Below are 19,299 nucleotides of genomic sequence, written 5' to 3' on the forward strand. Positions count from 1 at the left end.
CGCTCACGACATCTTGGCGAGTTCCGGGGTCCGGTCGGTCCAGGTGCCGTGCGGTTCGAGCGTCACCTCGCGGACGTCGTCCTCGCGGCGGGCCAGCCGGACCACCAGGTAGTCGTCCGTCAGCCGCTCCGCCGCGCCTTCACCCCACTCGACCACGATCGCCGAGCGCTCGAGGTCGGTGTCCAGGTCCAGGTCGTCGAGCTGCGAGAGGTCGCCGCCGAGCCGGTACGCGTCCACGTGTACCAGCGGCACGCCCGAGGCGCCCGCCGGGTGGACGCGGGCCAGGACGAACGTCGGGCTGCTCACGCGGCCGCCGACGCCGAGCCCCTCGGCGATGCCGCGGGTCAGCGTCGTCTTGCCGGCGCCGAGCGGCCCGGCCAACAGGACCAGGTCACCGGCACGCAGGACGCGGCCGAGCGCGCGACCGAAGTCCATCGTCGCTTCGGGCGTCGGGAACACGAACGTCAACGCTGCCACCACCAGGTTCGCCGGGACGTAGGCACGCCGTCCACGCCGGAGCAGCGTTGCAGGAGGTCGATCAGATGACTGTTCACCAGCTCCGGCTGCTCGAGCAGGACCATGTGCCCGGCGCCGCGGACGCGCACCAGCTCCGCGTCGGGCAGCTCGGCGGCGATCCGCTCGGCGTGCGAGAACGGCGTGAACCGGTCCGAGTCGCCGCCGATGACCAGCACTTCCGCGTGCTTCAGGCCGGCCAGCGCGGCATAGCGGTTGTGGCTGCCGAGGGTGTCGATGAAGTTGACCAGCCCGCGCACCGGCGTCACTTCGAGCATCTCGAGCATGAAGTCGACGAGCCGCGGCGCGACGTCGCGGCTGCCGAACGCCAGCCGTCGCACGGCCTGACGCGTCAGCTGCCCGCCCGCGGCGCGCACGAACTCCACCAGCCCGGGCTGCCAGCCGGCGAGCCCGCCCGCCGCGCGCGTCAACGGGTTGTACTTCGAGAGCAGCGAACGCGGCAACCCACGTGCGCCCACTTCGCCCGCCGCCGTCGCGATGAAAGCAACGCCGCACACACGGTCTTCGAACAGCTCGGGGAACTCGGCGGCCAGCTCCATGATCACCATGCCGCCCATCGAGTGCCCCATCAGCACGATCGGTCCCTCGGGCACCACGGACCGCAGGACGCAGTCGAGGTCACGGGCCAGCTGCTCGATCGTGGACGTCTCGGCGGAAGCCGCGCCGGACAGCCCGTGGCTGCGATGGTCGTAGTACACCTGACGCACGCGCGGCAGCCGAAGCGACGCGAGGTCGCGACGCTGGAAATGCCAGCAGCGCCGCGAAAGCGCGAAGCCGTGTACTCCCACGACAGTCAGTTCGGGTTCGCCGCCGTCTTCCGGGTCGATCTCCTCGACCGAAAGCGGCGTGCCGTCCTCGGCCGCGACCGTGGAAGTACGGTCCGGCTTCAGCTCCCCCAGCGGCTCGTCCACGTACGGATCCTCACTGTGCCGCCGCTGCTGCGCGGCGACGGCGATGGCGGCGGCGGTCCCGGTGGCCAGTGCCCCGACCCCGCCGGCGATGGCCAGCAGTCGTCGTGAAGGTGTCACGACCGGTCCCCCAGATACCGGCGCCGCACGCGCGGCCGGTACATCGAGGTGACGATCTCGTAGTCGATGGTGCCCAGCTTGTCGGCCCATTCCCGGGCGGTCGGCTCGCCGTGCGTCCCGGCGCCGAAGAGGACGACCTCGTCGCCGACCGCGGGCACGTAGTCGCCGCAGTCGACGACCAGCTGGTCCATGCAGACCCGTCCGGCCACCGGACGCCGCTGCCCGCCCAGGAAGACGTCCATCCGCCCGGACAGCGACCGCGGCACGCCGTCGGCATAGCCGGCCGGCACCAGCGCGAGGTTCGTGTCGCGCGAAGCGGTCCACGTGTGCCCGTACGACACCGACTCCCCGGCCTCGATGCGCTTGACCAGCGCGACCGCCGACCGGAACGTCATGGCCGGACGCAGGTCTTCGGCCTGCGGCACCGGGTTGAGCCCGTACATCGCGATGCCCGGGCGCACGATGTCGAAGTGCAGGTCCGGCCGGGTGAGCAGCGCCGCGGAGTTCGCCAGGTGCCGTTTCGGGTCCAGCCCGGCGGCGCGGGCGACGTCGTAGGCCTCGGCGAAGCGCTTGGCCTGCAGGTCCGTCGCCGGGTGCGCCGGCTCGTCGGCGCACGCGAGGTGGGACCAGATCGCGACGACCTCGACCCTCGGTTCGGCGGCCGCCGCGGCGACCAGCTCGGCCCACGCGGCGGGCGGGCAGCCGTTGCGCGACAGGCCGGTGTCGATTTTGAGGTGCACACGGGCCCGGGTACCCGCCGGCGTGGCCGCGGCGATGCGGCGTAGCTCACCCAGCGAGCTGGCCGCGAGGTCGACGTCGGCTTCGATGCCCGGCGCGAAGTCGACGTCCGGGGTGTCGAGCCAGCTGAACAGGCGGGTGGTGATCCCGGCGGCCCGCAGGGCGAGCGCTTCGCCGAGCGAGCACGTGCCGAGCCAGCTCGCCCCGGCCTCGACCGCGGCGCGCGCCACCGGCAGCGCGCCGTGGCCGTAGGCGTCGGCCTTGACCACGGCCATCACCTCGGCGCCGGGCGCGCGGGCGCCCAGCAGGGTGAGGTTGTGGCGGATCGCGTCGAGGTCGATGTCGACCTGCGCGCGCGGGAAACTGGGAGTCATGGCGACTCCCAGTTTCCCATGACCCGAGGTCAGGGCAGGCGTGCGCCCGTGGTGGCGGAGAACACGTGCAGCTCGTCGGGACGGATCCGCAGGTGCAGCGTGTCGCCCATGGCGGGCGGCGTGCGCGGGTCGACGCGGGCCACGACGTTGGACTTCGTGCCCTCGGCGTCGGTCTCGGCCAGCTTGCCGTAGACGTAGGCGTCCGAGCCGAGCTCCTCGACCAGGTCGACCTTGATCGGCACGGAGTCGGGGCCCTCGCTGACCACTTCCAGCGACTCGGGGCGGAAGCCGAGGGTCACCGTGTCGCCGTCGGCGGCCTGGATGACCTCGCGAGTCAGCGCCACGCTGCCGCCGCCCAGCTCGGCACCGTCGGCCGTCAGCTTCGCGGTCACGAGGTTCATCGCCGGCGAGCCGATGAACCCGGCGACGAAAGCGTTTGCGGGCCGGTCGTACAGCGCGCGCGGGGTGTCGCACTGCTGCAGCAGGCCGTCCGACAGCACGGCGACGCGGTCACCCATCGTCATGGCCTCGACCTGGTCGTGCGTGACGTACACGGTCGTGACGCCGAGGCGGCGCTGAAGCGCGGCGATCTGCGTACGCGTCGACACGCGCAGCTTCGCGTCGAGGTTCGACAGCGGCTCGTCCATGAGGAAGACCTGCGGCTCGCGCACGATCGCCCGGCCCATCGCGACACGCTGGCGCTGACCACCGGAGAGCGCTTTCGGCTTCCGGTCGAGGTACTGCTCGATGTCGAGCAGCTTCGCGGCTTCCAGGACCTTCTGCTTGATCTCGGACGCGGGGCGGCCGGCGATCTTCAGCGCGAAGCCCATGTTCTGCGCGACCGTCATGTGCGGGTACAGCGCGTAGTTCTGGAACACCATGGCGATGTCACGCGAGCGCGGCGGGAGCTGCGTGACGTCGCGGTCGCCGATCCAGACGGCGCCTTCGTCGATGTCCTCGAGGCCGGCGAGCATGCGCAGGCTGGTCGACTTGCCGCAGCCGGACGGGCCGACCAGCACGAGGAACTCGCCGTCGGCGATCTCCAGGTCCAGCGCGTCGACCGCGGGGCGCTCGGCACCGGGGTAGCGCCGGGTCGCCTTGTCGTAGGTGATGGAAGCCATCGGTCAGTCCTCTCCGAGATTCCGCCGGGCCCCGTACGCCGCTTCGCGGGCTTCGAGGTGGCGCTGCTGGATCCGGTGGCCCTCGGCGCGCTGCGCCTCGGTCGGCTCGTCCAGCTCGAGCCGGGGTTTGCGGTTTTCCTGCCAGGACGGGGGTTCCGCACTGGAAGCCAGGGCCCACGCCGCCTGCCGCGCCGCGCCGAGCGCGACGTACTCGGCGACTTCGGGCAGCTGCACGGGCACGCCGAAGACGAGCGGCGCGACCGCGCGGACGGCGGCCGACTGCGCGCCCCCGCCGATCAGCAGCACGCGCTCGACGTCGAGGCCGTGCGCGCGCACGGCGTCGAGGCCGGCGGCCAGTCCGCAGAGCATGCCTTCGACGGCACTGCGCGCGAGGTTCTCCGGCGTCATGTTCGCCCTGGTCAGGCCGCTCAGCGAGCCGGTGGCACCCGGCAGGTTCGGGGTGCGCTCGCCGTCGAGGTAAGGCAGGAACGTGAGGCCGCCGACGCCGGGCTCGGCGCCGAGGGCGAGCCGGTCGAACTCGCTCAGCGTCGCCCCGAGCATGGTGGCCGTCGCGGTCAGGACGCGGGCGGCGTTGAGGGTGCAGGCCAGCGGGAGGAACCGGCCGGTGGCGTCGGCGAACCCGGCGACCTCGCCGGACGCGTCGGCCGCACCGGTCTCGGCCACGCCGAACACCGTGCCGCTGGTGCCGAGCGACACGACGACGTCACCCGGCCGCAGTTCGAGCCCCAGCGCGGCGGCCATGTTGTCCCCGGTGCCCGCCGAGACGAGCACGCCGTCCGGGGTGTGGCCGGCGACGTCGGCCGGGCCGAGCACGGTCGGCAGCTCCGGCGTCCGGCCGCCGAACGCGTGGCTCAGGACGTCCAGGCGGTAGGAGTTGTCCGACGGCGAGAAGTAGCCGGTGCCGGACGCGTCGCCGCGGTCGGTGACCGGGTCGCCGCCGGTGAGCTTCCAGGTCAGCCAGTCGTGCGGCAGCAGGACGCGGGCGACGCGGTCGGCCAGCTTCGGCTCGTGGTCGGCCAGCCAGCGCAGCTTCGTCACGGTGAAGCTCGCGACCGGCACCGAGCCGACGGACTTCGCCCAGACCGACGGCCCGCCGAGCTCGTCGACGAGGTCGAGGGCGGCCTGCGCGGAGCGCGTGTCGTTCCACAGCAGCGCGGGCCGGACCACGTCGTTGTTTTCATCCAGCGTGACCATGCCGTGCTGCTGGCCGCCGACGCCGATGGCCTTGACGCCGTCGAGCACGCCGTTCGTCGCTTCCTGGAAGGCGCTCCACCAGGCGTCGGGGTGCACCTCGGTGCCGTCGGGGTGCGGCGCGCGGCCGGTGCGGACGATCTCGCCGGTTTCGGCGTCGCACACGACGACCTTGGTCGACTGCGTGGACGAGTCGATGCCGGCGACCAGCTCAGCTGTCATAGGGCTGCCCCTCTGCGACGTGTTCGACGATCTCGATCGCGGTGCCCGCGTTGAGCGCGGCCTCGATCTCCTCGGTGGGCGTGGCTTGCCCGGTGATCAGCAGGTCGTAGTCGCCGACGTCGCCGTGCGCGTAGGTCGCGGTGCGGCCGAACTTCGAGTGGTCGACGACGAGGACGTTCTGGTTGGCGATCTTCAGCGCGGCCTTCTTCAGCTCGGCGTAGTCGCGGTCGGGGTGGAAGAGCCGCCCGACGGCGACGGCGGTGACCGAGACGAAGGAGACGTCCGCGCGGATCGAGTCGAGCAGGTTGAGGACCTCGGGGCCGGCGCAGGAGTCGTACTCGTGGCTGTACCGGCCGCCGGCGAGGACCACGTCGACCTTGGGCCCGAGCAGCCGCGCGGCGTGCAGCGAGTTGGTGACGACGGTGAGCGCGTCGATCTCGGCGAGCCGCCTGACCAGCGGAAGGAGGGTGGTGGAGTCGTCGACGAAGACGGTCTGCCCGGGTTGGACGTGGTTGGCGGCGGCCGCGCCGAGCGCGTCCTTCTCGCCGTGGTGGAGCGTGTCGCGGAAGCGGGCGGCGGTCTCGATGGTGAGCGCCGGGTAGGCCTCGACCTTGCCGCGCAGCTTGCGCAGGAGCCGGCGTTCGGCCAGGTCGTCGAGGTCGCGGTGCATGGTCATGAGGCTGACCTTGAAGCGGGCGGTGAGGTCGTCGATGCGGGCTTCGCCGTGCTCGATGACGTGGTCGAGGATGTCCTGCCGCCGCCGTTCGACGACGGCATCGGACGGCCGGGTCTTCCGGTCTCCGGGTACTGTGCCGCCGCTCACACAGCATTCTTACCAGATTTATCGCCCGGAGTTAACAGAGAACTCGATAACTCTTCGCACGCCCCAAGCGCCCCAATGTGGCCTTCGGTGCGTCAGACGCACCCAAGGCGGCCTTCGGTGCGTCTGACGCAACCAAGGCCGCCTTGGGGCGCTTGGGTCAGGTCGCGAGGGAGCGGATCGAGCGGATGGCTTCCGGGATCGCGTGGACCAGGCCGGACGCCGAGGTCGGGGCGTTCTGGGCCGCGATCGCGCCCGCCAGCGAGTGGACGTGCGCCGCGGCCGCGGCCGCCAGCCACGGGTCCAGGCCCGCCGCCAGCAGCGAGCCCACCAGGCCCGACAGGACGTCTCCCGAGCCCGCCGTCGCCAGCCAGGCGCCACGCGGGGTGTTCACCGCCACCCGGCCGTCCGGGGCCGCGACCACCGTGCAGTGCCCCTTCAGCAGCACGACCGCGTTGTACTTCGAAGCCGCTTCGCGCGCCGCCGTCACGCGGTCCGGACCCGGCTTGCGGCCCATCAGGCGCTCGTACTCGCCCGCGTGCGGGGTCAGGACCAGCGGCGTGTCCGGGTCGCGCGCGTCGAGGACCTCCGGGGACTTCGCGATGATCGTGGTCGCGTCGGCGTCCGCGCAGACCGGGACGCCCTGGCCGAGCACGTACCGCAGCACGTCACGGCCCTCCGAGCCGGTGCCGATGCCCGGGCCGACCGCCCACGCCTGGACGCGCCCGGCGTCCGCGACCGTGCCCGTCGCGATGATCTCCGGCCACTGCGCCCGGACGACGTCGGCCGCGTGGCCCGCGTAGCGCACCATGCCCGCCGTCGCGCGGACCGCCGAGCCGGCCGCCAGCACCGCCGCACCCGGGTACGTCGCCGAGCCCGCCGCGATGCCCACGACACCCTGGCTGTACTTGTCGTCCTCCGGTCCAGGCACCGGCCAGGCCGCCGCGACGTCGACGATGTCGAGCAGGCGGAGATCGGGTTTCTCCAGCTGGAGGCCGATGTCGACCAGCACGACCTCGCCGCACCACGACGGCGCGAGCACGTGCACCGGCTTGAGCGCGCCGAACGTGACCGTCCGGGCCGCCTTGACCGCCGGGCCGTCGACCGCGCCGGTGTCCGGGTCGACGCCGCTGGGCAGGTCGACCGCGACGATCGGCGCCTCGGCCAGGTCCACCAGCCGCGCCGCGTCCGGCCGCAGCGGGCCGCGGCCGGAGATGCCGACGATCCCGTCGACCACGACGTCGGCGCGCTTGATCCACTGTGGACCGTCCTCGGCGGACACCACGCGCCCACCGGCGCGGCGCAGCGCCCGCAGTCCCGCGGGGTGCGCTTTGTCCGGCTTCAGCAGGATCGCCGTGACGGAGACCCCGCGCTTGCGCAGGAACGCCCCGGCCCACAGCGCGTCACCACCGTTGTCGCCGGAGCCGACGAGCAGCACGACCCGGCGTCCGGACACCGTGCCGACGTACTCGGAGAGGAAGTCCGCGACCTGCACCGAAAGGCCGAACGACGCCCGCCGCATCAGCTCGCCCTCGGGCATCACGGCGAAGGCCCGCCCCTCCGCCTCGCGAATCCGTTCCGTGGTCCAGATTCCCTGCACGGCGGGGCCTCCCGCGGGTTACTCGACAGTGACCGACTTCGCCAGGTTACGCGGCTTGTCGACGTCGTACCCGCGGGCGCGGGCGATCTCCGCGGCCAGCACCTGCAGCGGCACCGTGGACACCAGCGGCTGCAGCAGCGTCGGCACGGCGGGCACCTCGATCAGCTCGTCGGCGAAGGGCCGGACGGTCTCGTCGCCCTCTTCCGCGATGACGATCGTGCGGGCGCCGCGCGCCTGGATCTCGCTGATGTTCGAGACCAGCTTCGAGTGCAGCACCGCGCGGCCCTTGGGCGACGGCATCACGACGACGACCGGCAGGCCCTCCTCGATCAGCGCGATCGGGCCGTGCTTGAGCTCGCCGGCCGCGAAGCCCTCGGCGTGCATGTACGCGAGTTCCTTGAGCTTCAGCGCGCCTTCGAGCGCGACCGGGAAGCCGACGTGCCTGCCGAGGAACAGCACCGCGCGCGAGTCGGCGATGCGACGGCCCAGCTCGCGCGTCTGCTCCACAGTGGACAGTACCTTCTGGACGGCCGCGGGCATGGCCTCCAGCTCGGCGAACTCGCGCGCGACCTCGTCCGGGTACTTCGTGCCGCGGGCCTGTGCCAGCGCGAGGCCGACGAGGTAGTTGGCCGCGATCTGCGCGAGGAACGCCTTCGTCGAGGCGACGCCGATCTCGGGCCCGGCGTGGGTGTACAGGACCGCGTCGGACTCCCGCGGGATCTGCGCGCCGTTGGTGTTGCAGACGGCCAGGACGCGCGCCTTCTGCTCGCGCGCGTGCCGGACGGCTTCGAGCGTGTCCGCCGTCTCGCCCGACTGGGAGACGGCGACCACCAGCGTGTCACGGTCCAGGACCGGGTCGCGGTAGCGGAACTCGGACGCCAGCTCGACCTCGACCGGCAGCCGCGTCCAGTGCTCGATCGCGTACTTGGCGACCAGGCCGGAGTGGTAGGCCGACCCGCAGGCGACGACGAAGACCTTGTCGACGTCGCGCAGGTCCTGGTCGGAGATGCGCTGCTCGTCGAGGATGATCCGGCCGGACTCGAAGTGCCCGCGCAGCGTGTTGGCCAGCGCCTCGGGCTGCTCTTCGATCTCCTTGAGCATGAAGTACTCGTGGCCGCCCTTCTCGGCGGCCGACAGATCCCAGTCGACGGTGAACGGCTTCGCCTGGGCGGCGTCGCCGTGGAAGTCGGTGACCTCGTAACCCTCGCGCGTGATGACGACGAGCTGGTCCTGGCCCAGCTCGACGGCCTCGCGGGTGTGCTCGATGAACGCGGCGACGTCGGAGGCGACGAAGTGCTCGCCGTCGCCCACCCCGACGACCAGCGGCGACGACCGGCGCGCGGCCACGATCGTGTCCGGCTCGTCGGCGTGCGTCACGACCAGCGTGAACGCCCCTTCGAGGCGGCGGCAGACGGCGGCGACGCTGGCGGCGAGGTCACCCTTGGTGTCGCCGTCGGCGTAGGCGCGGGCGACGAGGTGCGCGGCCGTCTCGCTGTCGGTGTCGCTGGTCATCTCGACGCCGTCGGCTTCCAGCTCGGCGCGCAGGGCGGCGAAGTTCTCGATGATGCCGTTGTGCACGACGGCGACGCGCTGCGAGGCGTCCCGGTGCGGGTGCGAGTTGCGGTCGATCGGCGCGCCGTGGGTGGCCCAGCGCGTGTGCCCCATGCCGGCGGTGCCGCCGAAGTGGTCGCGGCCGACCTTGTCGAGCTCGGCTTCCAGGTTGGCCAGGCGCCCGGCCTTGCGCTCGACGGTCAGCGAACCGGCGCCGTCGAGGACCGCGACACCGGCCGAGTCGTAACCGCGGTACTCCATGCGCCGGAGCCCGCCGAGGACGACGTCCAGAGCCGGGCGGTGCCCGACATATCCCACGATTCCACACACGCGCACCAGCCTAACGAGGGACGTTCAGCGGGTTGACGGGGTCCGGAAAGGCCGATTGACCTGCACGAACACTCGGCCGGGTGGTTCAAACCAATCCACCCCGGCCTGGAACGATCCACCCAAGCGCCCCAAGGCGGCCTTGGTTGCGTCTGACGCACCCAAGGCGGCCTTCGGTGCGTCTGACGCACCCAAGGCCACATTGGGGCGCTCGGGCCGGGGCGGCGGGCGAGCCGCGGGAGGGCTCGCACAGTAGGGTTCCGGCCATGGCCAGCAAGCCCAAGCAGCTGCTCGCGGAGTTGACGCACCCGGGCCCGCACGAGGTCCTGCGGGGCAATCTCGCCCTGGTCGGCCTGCCCGGCGTGGTCTTCACGCCACGCGCCGGCCTCGGGCTGCCCGCCGTCGCCTTCGGGCACGGCTGGCTGCAGCCGCCCGAGCGGTACCGGCAGCTGCTGCACCACCTCGCCAGCTGGGGCATCGTCGCCGCCGCGCCCGCGACGCAGCGGGGGCCGCTGCCGTCGCACCGGCTGCTCGCCGCCGACCTGATGACCACCCTCGACGTCGTCACGACCGTGCGGCTCGGACCGGACGGCATCAGCGTCGATCCCGCCAAGCTCGGCCTCGCCGGGCACTCGACCGGCGGCGGCTCGGCCGTCCTCGCCGCGGCGCAGGACGCGCCGGCCGAGCACCCCCGGATCAAGGCCGTCGCCACCATCGCCGCCGCTCAGACGCTGCCGCCCGCCACCGAGTCGGCGAAGGCCATCACCGTTCCCGGCCTGCACCTCGCCGCCGAAGAGGACCTGGTCGCCCCGAAGGTCGGGCACGCCGAGGCGATCACGAACGCCTGGGGCGGCGACGACGTCCAGCTGCGCACCCTCGGCAAGGCGACCCACCTGGGCGTCACCGAGGGCAGGCACTGGTCACAGCTGATCATGCACGGCAAGCCGCACCGCAAGACGCAGCAGCTCACGCGCGCGCTGTTCACGGCGTTCTTCCTCACGCACCTGACCGGCACCGACAAGTACCGGCCCCTGCTCGAAGCCGACGTCAAGCGCGCCACCATCGAACGCGAGGAAGAACCCGCGCACTGAGCGCTCAGACGAGCCAGCTGGTGCTGGAGAAGTCGTCCTCGTCGTCGGGCTGCCGGGCGTGCCTGCCCCGCCGCGGGGGCTCCGGCGCCGGGGGTTCCGGTGCCGGCTCCGGGCGCGGCGCGGCCGTGACCGGAGTTCCGTAGCTCGGCGTCGGGTAGTTCGGGTACCCGGTGCCGGCTTCCTCGTCCTGGACGCCGAACTCCATCAGCGACTCGCGGCTCTTGTCGGCCAGGGTCTTCTCCGTCGCCCAGCCGCCCGCGCTCTGCTTGCGCTTGTTGAGCTCGTCCATGTGCTCGGCGTACTTCTGCGCGGCGGCCAGCTCCTGCTTCAGCCCCTCGCGGGCCTGCGCCTCCGCCTCCGCGACCCGGCGCTCCCGCAGGCCCCGCTGCTCGTCCTGCTCGCGCGCCGCGGCCTCCATCGTCGAGATCGCCGCGCGGTACCGGTCTTCGGCGCTGCTCATCGGCCCTCCTCCCGTCACCGGTCGTACCGGATCGACCGGTCGCCCTCGTCGTCCAGCGAGCCGCTGATCCGGCCCTTGGCGCCGCTCGTCTCGAAGACGCCGCCTTCGATGCGGTACTGGCTCGGCCCGCGCTGCTGGTCACCGCCGCCACCACCGGGCGCGGCACCCATGCCGCCCATCATGCCGCCCATGCCACCCATGCCGGTCATCCCGCTCATGCCGCCCGGCGCGCTCGCGGTGGCTTGGTGCATTCCCGGGTCGACCGGGGTGGCGCCGAGCCCGGCACCGCCGTCGGACATCGGGAGCGACGCGTCGCTACCCGTGTGCGCACCCGGGTCGAGCGAGACGGCGCCCGCGAAGTCGGCCGAACCACCGCCGGTGACGGCGGAGCCGAAGTCGCTCGCCCCGGCCGTCGTGGTCGCGTCGCCTGCCGCGCCGGCACCGGCCGCGACGCCGGCGTCGGCCGTCGCCACGGCGGGCTCCGCGGCGACGCCGCCACCGGCACCGCCGCCGAAGTCACCGGAGAAGTCCTGCCCGCCCGGCGCGGTGAACCCACCGCCACCGGCGGCCGCCGCGCCCTGGGTGAAGCCCGGGTCCGGGTGGGGCGGCGCCGGGTCCTTCGTCAGCGGCGGCTCGGCGCCCGGGTCGTGGTGGATCGCCGAGCCGGTGACGCCGTCGCCCGTGGTGCGGGCCGGGTCGGTCTTGGCCTCACCCGCCTTGGCCTCGCCCGCCTTGGGGTCGTCCTTGTCGTCCAGCGTGTACGTGGTCGGCTCGCCCTTGCCGTCGTCGACCGTCACGATCGTGGGCCCGTTCGGGCCCTCCGGCCGCTCGGCGGTGATCTTCAGGTTGCCGTCCTGGATGTGGATCTTGCCGTCCGGGCCCGGCTTGTAGGTGCCGTCGGCCGACGGCTGCCCCTCCTTGACCGCGCCCTGCGGGCCGAAGCCGCCGTCGGCGGGCTTGGCGCCGTCCTTGCCCGCCTCGGCCTTGTCGCCGTCACCCCAGTCGAGGTGGTAGTCCTTCTTGTGGCCGTGGCCGTCGTCCACGGAGATGTCCTGCTTGCCCTCCTTGTCGGGCTCGGACATCTCGATCGTGTTGTCGCCCTTCTTGACCGACACCGTGTCCGTGTCGTCCAGGTCCTTGATGGCTTCGCCGGTCGTCGGGTCGATCGGGTACGGCTTCCCGGTGGCCGGGTCGACCTCGAGGGGCTTGCCGGTGATCGGGTTCTTGCCGTCGTCGTGCTTCGCCGGCTCCTCGGCCTTGGGCGGCTCGGCCGCCGACGGCGTCGTGCTGCCCCCGCCGCCCGTGCTGCCACCAGCGCCCGTGCTGCCACCACCGCCGGTCGAGCCCCCGCCGCCGGTGGTCCCGCCGCCGCCGGTCGTGCCGCCGCCGTTGCCGTTGTGCGTGTCGCCGCCCTTGTCGCCGCCGGTGTTCTGCGTCTCGGTGAGCTGGTTGCGGTAGCCGTCCATGAACCGCTCGAGCGCGCCGAACTGCTGGTCGATCGTGTCCTTGGCGGATTTGCAGGAGCCGTTGAACGCGTTGATCAGGCCCTGGTACTCCGTGGTGAACGCGCCATCCCGCCAGTACCGGCAGACGTTGCGGCCGTACTCCTTGTTCTCGTCGTTGAAGCCGCAGTCGTCGTTCTGCAGCCGCTCGGCGAGGTTCGTCTGGTTGCCGTTCTTCGCGTTGACGGCGTCGACCCAGCCGGCGACCTTCATGAAGTCGTCGAACTTGTCGGTCTCGCCGTTCGCGATCTTGAGGACGTCACGGGCCATGTTGATGTCGGCCTGCGCGATCGTCGTGCGGTGCAGCGCGAGGACCTCGTCGACCTTCTTCTTGACCGCGTCGTAGACGTGCGTCACGGTCTGCGGGATCAGCTTCGCGGCGCCGTCGATCTGCTGCGAAAGCTCCTTGGCGTGCGGCTTGATGACCTCGTCGTACTTGATCTCCGCCGCGTTCGCGCCCTTGCCCTTCCACTCCCCGAAGAGGGTCTGGAGCTCGGTGTCGCTCTTGGTGAGCGTGTCTTCGACGACCTTGTGCGCCTTGGCCAGGTCGTCGGCCTCGGTGAGGAACTTCTGGAACTGGATGCCCCGGTTCTCGTGGAACTTGTCCCGGATGTCCTTCTGCGAATCGATGTGCCCGGTGCCGCCCTTGATCTTGTTCCAGATCTCGTCGGTCCACTGCACCAGGAAGTCGACGGCGACGTTGCCCTGGTCGAGCATTTCGTCGGAGGTCTTCGCACCCGCGCCGAGCGTCGGCGTGGTGATTCCGTCGAGGTTCTTCTTCGCCTGGTTCTTGCGGTCGGTCTGGGCCTGCTGTTCCTTGCCCTTGGCGGCCGATTCCTGCTTCGCGCGGGCGACGATTTCGTCGGTGTCGTTCGAGTCGAACGGATCCCAGCCGTCGTTGTCGCCGTCGGAATACCCCTCGATGTACTCCTTGGCGTACCGCTCTTCTTCGTCGTTGAAGTTGAAGGTGTTGCGGTCGTACTCCTCCATGAGCTCCGACTTCGTCTTCATGGAGACGTTCGGGTCGTCGAGGATCTTCTTGATTTCCGCCCAGTCGGCCATTACCGGCTCCCCGCCGCGTTCGCCCGCGCACCGGCGTCCTGCTCCTGCGTGGAGTACTTGGAGCCGGCCGTCCCGATGCCGGAGCCCAGGTTCATCAGCGCGTTGGAAAGCCCGGTGAGGCCGGCGCCGATTTCGTCGATGCCGGTCTTGTACTTGTCGAAACCGTCGCCGTGGACGCGGCCCATGTCTTCTTTCTTCAGCTCGGTCGGCGCGACCTTCTTCGCTTCGGCTGCCGGGTCGTCGGCGACGTCCGCGAGGCGCATCTGCGCCCGCGTCATCGCCTCGGAACTCGTCGCATAACCGTCTGGCATGGTCGCTGCCCCCTTCGATCCCACAGTCCCTGGCTCGGGTTTCAAGACTGTGACGCGCCCGGACGCCGTTCGGTGCCGTCGCAGATGCACACAGAGTCTAGCGGTCGGCCGGGCGGCCTACCTGGGCTTTGCCGCGACCGCCTCGGCGATGACCTCGGCGACCCCGCGGACGTCGACCAGCCGGTCGAGCTCGTCCAGGTCGACCGACACGCCGTAGCGCACCTCGACCCGCGCGAGCAGCTGGACGCGCTGCCGGGACGTCATGCCGATGTCGTCGAACGGGGTCTCGTCGGTGAGCCGCTCGGGCGGCAGCTGCAGAGCGGTGCAGACGATCTTCCGGATCTCGACGGTGTAGCCGGCCAGGTCATCCATGGCGCTCATTGTCGCCCCACCAGCGCTCGCGGGCCGCGGCGCGGGAGACCTTGCCGCTGGAGGTCCGCGGCACCGCGCCCGGCGGGACCAGCCACAGCGCCCGCAGCGGCAGGTCGTGGCCTGCCGAGACGGCCCGCCGCACGGCCCTCGCCACCGTCTCGTCCGGGTTCACGCAGCCGGCCACGACCGCGACGCCTTCACCCCGCTCGTCCCGGACGGCGAACGCGGCGACGCGCCCGGCCCGGACGCCGGGGTGCGCGGCCTCGACGGTGGCCTCGATGTCCTGGGGGTGGTGGTTGCGGCCGTCGACGATGATGAGGTCCTTGAGCCGTCCGGTGACGTACAGCTCGCCGTCGTGGACGAACCCGAGGTCGCCGGTGCGGAGCCAGCCGTCTTCGGTGAAGGTGCCGCCACGGCCCGGCCGGCCCCAGTAGCCGTCGGCGACGTTCGGGCCGGACACCCAGATCTCTTTGTCGACAAGGCGGATCCGCTGGCCGTACGGCCGCCCCACCGACACGCGCGGCTCGCCGTCGAACGTCGTCACGGTGGGGCCTTCGTCGCCCGCGCTCGTGACGAACACCGTCGCCTCGGCCAGCCCGTAGCACGGTTTGTGCGCGGTTCGCGGCAGCCCGAAGGGAGCGAAGGCCCGCTCGAAGGCTTCGACGGTGGCCGCGCGGACCGGCTCGCTGCCGTTGAGCACCGAGTTGACCTGCGAAAGGTCGACGTCCGTCAGCTCGACGGCGGCCTCGGCGGCCAGGTCGAAGGCGAAGTTGGGTGCCGCGGTGACCACGCCGGGGAACTCGGCGAGCAGGCGGATCCAGCGCAGCGGGTCGCGGACGAACTCCATCGGCGTGAAGAACACTGAGTGCGCGCCGAGGAACACGGGCGTGCCGATGAGCAGGACCAGGCCCATGTCGTGGAAGAACGGCACCCAGCCGGCGAGGTGGGCCGACGCGTCGGCGTGGTAGCACCGCGTCGTCTGCCAGCAGGCGGCCACCAGCGCGCGGTGCGAGATCACCGCGCCGGCCGGGCGGCTGGTCGAGCCCGACGTGTACTGCAGGTAGGCCGGGTCGCGCATCGCCACCTCGGCGGGCGGCTCGGTGTCGCCGGGCTCGATGTCCTCGACGGCCAGCACGACGGCCGCCGGCACCTTGTCGAGGAGGTCCTTCGAGGTGAGGCACACCGCCGGGGTGGCGTCCGCGAACGCCGACTCGATCCGGGCGCGGTTCGTGCGGCTGGTCGGGACGGACAGCGGCACCGCGATGCGGCCCGCGTACAGCGTGCCCAGGAAGGCGACGACGTACCCCAGGTCCTGCCGGGCGACGATCGCCACCCGATCACCCGTTTTGGTGAACCGTCGCAGCTCGCGGGCGACGCCGCGAACCCGGGCGAGCACCTCGGGCCACGTCAGGGTGTGGTCGACCGGACCGGGGAAGGTGCGGCAGGTGAACGCCGGGCGGTCTTCGGCCGCGTTGCGGAGCAGGTAGTCCGTGAACGGCGTGGTCAGGACGTCATCCGGGACATCTGCGGGCGGCACGGCCCCATCCTGCCCTACCGTGTCGAACCGATGGACGAGTTCGAACGGCACGGCGTCGCCGTGGTCTCCGGCCGCAACGCGTGCGCCCGCGCCCTGCGCTCCCCCGAGCTGACGTCGGATCCCGGCGGCGGCTCACCGAGCGTGCTGCTGCGCGACGGCGACGATCACGCCCGGGTGCGTGGCGTGCTTCGGGCGATCATCGCCGGGCTGGAGCCGTTCCCGGACTCGCTGCGCGCCGCGGTCGAGGACGGGGTCGGCGGCCTGGGTCCGGCGTTCGACCTCGTACGCGACTTCGCGCGGCCGGTGGCGGGCACGGTTACGTCCGCGGTGCTCGGGGTCGACCTGGACGACGTCTTCCTGGACCGCCTGGAGGCGACGACGGCGAACCTCGACGTCTTCGGCGGCACGGACGGAGCGGGCCAGGCGGCGGCGTTCCGGCTGGCGGTGCAGCTGAGCCGGGCCGAGGCCGAGCCGGGCGGGTTGACGGCGCTGCGGGAGGCGCACGCGGCCGGGCGGCTCGACGACGACGAGCTGATGTTCAACCCGGTGGTGCTGGCCCACGCCGCCTACGAGAACTCGCTCAACTTCCTGGCGTGCGCGGGGCTGGAGCTGGCTTCGGGGTCGTCGCGGAGCGTGCGCGACATGGTGACGGCGATCTGCCCGGCGCGGTACGTCCTGCGCTTCGGCCCGGCGGGCCCGGTGGCGGTCTCACTGGCCGACGGCCTGCCGTTCGGCCTGGGACGGCACGCGTGCCCAGGCTCCGGCGTCGCGCTGGCCGAGGCCGAGATCGCGCTCACCGCACTGGCCCGGCGTCTCGAGGGCGGCTGCGAGGTGGGTGAGGTGCGCTGGAAGACGCACCCGGTGTTCCACGGCCTGGCCTCGGCGCCGGTGGTCGTGAGGTTACGAGACGGCTGAGACCACGCCGGCCAGGCGATCGGCCGCGGCCTGGGCCGTCGACTGCGCCGGGGCCTCCACCATCACGCGGACCAGCTGCTCGGTGCCGGACGGGCGCAGCAGCACCCGGCCCTCTTCGCCCAGCTCGGCCTCGACCTCGCCGATCGCATCACGGACCTCGGACGAGTCGGCGACCGCCGCCTTGTCCGCGACCGGGACGTTCACCAGCACCTGCGGGAGGCGGTTCATCACGGCCGCCAGGTCGGCGAGGGACTTGCCCGTCTCGGCCATGCGGCTCATCAGGCGCAGCGCGGTCAGCAGGCCGTCACCCGTCGTCGCGTGGGCCGGCAGCACGACGTGCCCGGACTGCTCGCCGCCGAGGGCGTAACCGCTGGCCCGCAGCTCCTCCAGGACGTACCGGTCGCCCACCGCCGTCGTGACGACGGTGATGCCGTGCGCCTTCATCGCCAGGTGCAGGCCGAGGTTGCTCATCACGGTCGCGACCAGCGTGTCCTTGGTCAGCTCGCCGGACTCCGCCAGGGCGAGGGCCAGGACCGCCATGATCTGGTCGCCGTCCACCAGCTCGCCGGCGGAGTCGACGGCCACGCAGCGGTCGGCGTCGCCGTCGTGGGCGATGCCGAGGTCAGCGCCGTGCGCGACGACCGCCTCGCGCAGCTTCTCCGGGTGGTTGGAGCCGCAGTGCTCGTTGATGTTGATGCCGTCCGGCTCGGCGTGCAGCGCGACGACCTCGGCGCCCGCGCGGCGGTAGACCTCGGGCGCGGCGGCCGACGACGCGCCGTTCGCGCAGTCGACGACGACCTTGAGCCCGGCCAGCGAGTGCGGCGTCGCGTTGACGAGGTGGGCGGCGTAGCGGTCGAGGGCGTCTTCGACGTCCGTGACGCGGCCCACACCGGCGCCGGTCGGGCGGACCGCGTCGGCGGACAGGCCGGCCTCGATCTCGTCCTCGATGCCGTCAGGGAGCTTGTGGCCGCCCGCGGCGAAGAGCTTGATGCCGTTGTCGGGCATCGGGTTGTGCGACGCGGAGATCATCACGCCCAGGTCGGCTTCGAGCGCGCCGACCAGGTAGGCGACGGCCGGCGTCGGCAGCACGCCGACGCGGAGCACGTCGGCCCCGGCGGAGGTGAGGCCCGCCACGACCGCGGCTTCGAGCATCTCGCCGCTGGCGCGCGGGTCGCGGCCGACGACCGCGACCGGCCGGTGCGAGCGGTCGTGCGCAGCCAGCACGCGGGCGGCGCTGGCCGCCAGCGAGAGCGCCAGCTCCGGCGTCAGCTCGGCGTTGGCCAGGCCACGGACCCCGTCGGTCCCGAACAGGCGTGCCATCGATCGACCTCCTCGTACAACCACCACGACAACCTAGCGATCCCGGCGGATCGCACTCCCCTGCCCCCGATGTCGCCCCGGACCGCGGAAACGACACAACTTCCGGTGAAAAACGCCGGAGCGCCCATCCGGTGGACGGATGGGCGCTCCGGTGGGTTGCGCCAGAGGCGCGATCAGCGCTTGCTGTACTGCGGGGCCTTGCGGGCCTTCTTGAGGCCGTACTTCTTCCGCTCCGTGGCGCGCGCGTCACGGGTCAGGAAGCCGGCCTTCTTGAGGGCCGGGCGGTCGTCCGCGTCGACCTCGACGAGCGCGCGGGCGATCGCCAGGCGCAGCGCACCGGCCTGGCCGGAGACGCCGCCGCCCTTGAGGTTGGCGAAGATGTCGAAGGAGTCCGGCTTCTCGACCGTGACCAGCGGCTCGCGGATGAGCTGCTGGTGCACCTTGTTCGGGAAGTACTCCTCGAGCGAGCGGCCGTTGAGCTTGAACTCACCGGTGCCCGGGACGACCCGCACGCGGACGACGGCTTCCTTGCGGCGGCCGACGGTCTGGGCGTTGCCGCCCGCGGCCCGCGACGGGCGCGGCGCGGCGGGAGTCTCGCTGGTCGCGACGGCGCCGGTCTCGGTCGCCTCCGGCGTGACCTCGGGGGTCTCGGTCTCGGTGCTGGTCAACTGTTCCTCACTCACTGCGCGACCTGCGCGATCTTGGTGATCTCGCGCGCCTGCGGCTGCTGCGCGGCGTGCGGGTGCTGCGGGCCGGCATACACCTTCAGCTTCTTCGCCTGGGCGCGGCCGAGCTTGTTCTTCGGCAGCATGCCCTTGACGACCTTCTCGACGAGGTGCTCGGGCTTGGTGTCGAGCAGCTCGCCGAAGGAGCGCTTCCGCAGACCGCCCGGGTAACCGCTGTGCCGGTAGGCGAACTTCTGCTCGCGCTTGTTACCGGTGAGCGCGACCTTCTCGGCGTTGACGATGATGACGAAGTCACCGGTGTCCACGTGCGGGGCGTAGGTCGGCTTGTGCTTGCCGCGCAGCAGCGTGGCGACCTCGGTCGCCAGCCTTCCGAGCACGACATCCTCGGCGTCGATCACGTGCCAGGCACGAGTGACGTCGCCGGGCTTGGGGCTGTACGTGGGCAAGGGTCTACCTCGTCGTCAACATTGCGTGTGGGTTCTGTGCGGGCCTAGCGCTTACGCGCCGCAGCGCACA

General features: G+C 72.1%; 18 protein-coding genes. 2 read left to right on the top strand and 16 right to left on the bottom strand.

Going from position 1 to position 19,299, the window contains the following annotated elements; translation table 11 throughout:
* Positions 1 to 3: 3 nt before the first annotated feature.
* From tsaE to glmS, 8 genes are all read right to left on the bottom strand, one after another.
* Positions 4 to 468 carry a tRNA (adenosine(37)-N6)-threonylcarbamoyltransferase complex ATPase subunit type 1 TsaE gene (gene tsaE, locus BT341_RS02465; protein ID WP_072481745.1) on the bottom strand — a complete coding sequence of 155 codons (465 nt, stop codon included), beginning with the start codon at positions 466 to 468 and terminating at the stop codon, positions 4 to 6.
* A complete protein-coding gene (locus BT341_RS02470) occupies positions 465 to 1,562 on the bottom strand; it encodes an alpha/beta fold hydrolase (protein WP_072474718.1) in 1,098 nt (365 codons plus the stop codon). Before BT341_RS02470 ends, tsaE begins: the two co-directional genes overlap by 4 nt.
* Positions 1,559 to 2,674: an alanine racemase gene (gene alr / locus BT341_RS02475; protein WP_072474719.1), complete on the bottom strand. Its 1,116-nt coding sequence runs from the start codon at positions 2,672 to 2,674 to the stop codon at positions 1,559 to 1,561. The genes BT341_RS02470 and alr overlap by 4 nt, the downstream gene beginning before the upstream one ends.
* Positions 2,675 to 2,703: 29 nt before the next feature.
* Positions 2,704 to 3,795: an ABC transporter ATP-binding protein gene (locus BT341_RS02480; RefSeq protein ID WP_072474720.1), complete on the bottom strand. Its 1,092-nt coding sequence runs from the start codon at positions 3,793 to 3,795 to the stop codon at positions 2,704 to 2,706.
* 3 nt (positions 3,796 to 3,798) lie between these two features.
* Entirely contained in the window at positions 3,799 to 5,229 is a 1,431-nt protein-coding gene (gene xylB / locus BT341_RS02485) for a xylulokinase (RefSeq protein WP_072474721.1), read from the bottom strand.
* Positions 5,219 to 6,052, bottom strand: a complete 834-nt coding sequence (locus BT341_RS02490) for a DeoR/GlpR family DNA-binding transcription regulator (protein WP_072474722.1) — start codon at positions 6,050 to 6,052, stop codon at positions 5,219 to 5,221. The genes xylB and BT341_RS02490 overlap by 11 nt, the downstream gene beginning before the upstream one ends.
* A 157-nt stretch (positions 6,053 to 6,209) precedes the next feature.
* Positions 6,210 to 7,649 carry a bifunctional ADP-dependent NAD(P)H-hydrate dehydratase/NAD(P)H-hydrate epimerase gene (locus BT341_RS02495; protein WP_072474723.1) on the bottom strand — a complete coding sequence of 480 codons (1,440 nt, stop codon included), beginning with the start codon at positions 7,647 to 7,649 and terminating at the stop codon, positions 6,210 to 6,212.
* Positions 7,650 to 7,667: 18 nt separating this feature from the next.
* The gene (gene glmS / locus BT341_RS02500) at positions 7,668 to 9,530 is read right to left on the bottom strand and encodes a glutamine--fructose-6-phosphate transaminase (isomerizing) (RefSeq protein WP_072481746.1); all 1,863 of its coding nucleotides are present in this window, start codon (positions 9,528 to 9,530) and stop codon (positions 7,668 to 7,670) included.
* 263 nt (positions 9,531 to 9,793) lie between these two features.
* Between glmS and BT341_RS02505 the strand changes: the two genes are divergently transcribed.
* The gene (locus tag BT341_RS02505; RefSeq protein ID WP_072474724.1) at positions 9,794 to 10,618 is read left to right on the top strand and encodes a dienelactone hydrolase family protein; all 825 of its coding nucleotides are present in this window, start codon (positions 9,794 to 9,796) and stop codon (positions 10,616 to 10,618) included.
* Between the two features lie 4 nt (positions 10,619 to 10,622).
* On the opposite strand, the gene BT341_RS02510 is transcribed toward BT341_RS02505, so the two are convergent.
* The 5 genes from BT341_RS02510 to BT341_RS02530 all read right to left on the bottom strand — a co-directional run bounded on the left by BT341_RS02510 (position 10,623) and on the right by BT341_RS02530 (position 15,862).
* On the bottom strand, positions 10,623 to 11,078 hold the full coding sequence (locus BT341_RS02510; protein WP_072474725.1) for a hypothetical protein: 456 nt from the start codon (positions 11,076 to 11,078) through the stop codon (positions 10,623 to 10,625).
* Positions 11,079 to 11,092: 14 nt separating this feature from the next.
* The gene (locus BT341_RS02515; RefSeq protein WP_072474726.1) at positions 11,093 to 13,642 is read right to left on the bottom strand and encodes a hypothetical protein; all 2,550 of its coding nucleotides are present in this window, start codon (positions 13,640 to 13,642) and stop codon (positions 11,093 to 11,095) included.
* On the bottom strand, positions 13,642 to 13,953 hold the full coding sequence (locus BT341_RS02520; RefSeq protein WP_245804868.1) for a hypothetical protein: 312 nt from the start codon (positions 13,951 to 13,953) through the stop codon (positions 13,642 to 13,644). The genes BT341_RS02515 and BT341_RS02520 overlap by 1 nt, the downstream gene beginning before the upstream one ends.
* Positions 13,954 to 14,070: 117 nt before the next feature.
* Entirely contained in the window at positions 14,071 to 14,325 is a 255-nt protein-coding gene (locus BT341_RS02525; protein WP_072474728.1) for an acyl carrier protein, read from the bottom strand.
* Positions 14,318 to 15,862: a fatty acyl-AMP ligase gene (locus BT341_RS02530; protein ID WP_072474729.1), complete on the bottom strand. Its 1,545-nt coding sequence runs from the start codon at positions 15,860 to 15,862 to the stop codon at positions 14,318 to 14,320. The genes BT341_RS02525 and BT341_RS02530 overlap by 8 nt, the downstream gene beginning before the upstream one ends.
* Positions 15,863 to 15,892: 30 nt before the next feature.
* Between BT341_RS02530 and BT341_RS02535 the strand changes: the two genes are divergently transcribed.
* Positions 15,893 to 16,777 carry a cytochrome P450 family protein gene (locus tag BT341_RS02535; RefSeq protein WP_072474730.1) on the top strand — a complete coding sequence of 295 codons (885 nt, stop codon included), beginning with the start codon at positions 15,893 to 15,895 and terminating at the stop codon, positions 16,775 to 16,777.
* Here BT341_RS02535 and glmM read toward each other — a convergent pair.
* From glmM to rplM, 3 genes are all read right to left on the bottom strand, one after another.
* The gene (gene glmM, locus BT341_RS02540; RefSeq protein WP_072474731.1) at positions 16,763 to 18,097 is read right to left on the bottom strand and encodes a phosphoglucosamine mutase; all 1,335 of its coding nucleotides are present in this window, start codon (positions 18,095 to 18,097) and stop codon (positions 16,763 to 16,765) included. The genes BT341_RS02535 and glmM overlap by 15 nt on opposite strands.
* 173 nt (positions 18,098 to 18,270) lie before the next feature.
* Positions 18,271 to 18,765, bottom strand: coding sequence for a 30S ribosomal protein S9 (gene rpsI / locus BT341_RS02545; RefSeq protein ID WP_072474732.1), 495 nt, complete (start codon positions 18,763 to 18,765; stop codon positions 18,271 to 18,273).
* An 11-nt stretch (positions 18,766 to 18,776) separates the two neighbouring features.
* Positions 18,777 to 19,229, bottom strand: coding sequence for a 50S ribosomal protein L13 (gene rplM, locus BT341_RS02550; RefSeq protein ID WP_004560141.1), 453 nt, complete (start codon positions 19,227 to 19,229; stop codon positions 18,777 to 18,779).
* Positions 19,230 to 19,299 lie beyond the last annotated feature (70 nt).

Origin of the sequence: Amycolatopsis australiensis, assembly GCF_900119165.1 — a bacterium.
Classification (GTDB): domain Bacteria; phylum Actinomycetota; class Actinomycetes; order Mycobacteriales; family Pseudonocardiaceae; genus Amycolatopsis; species Amycolatopsis australiensis.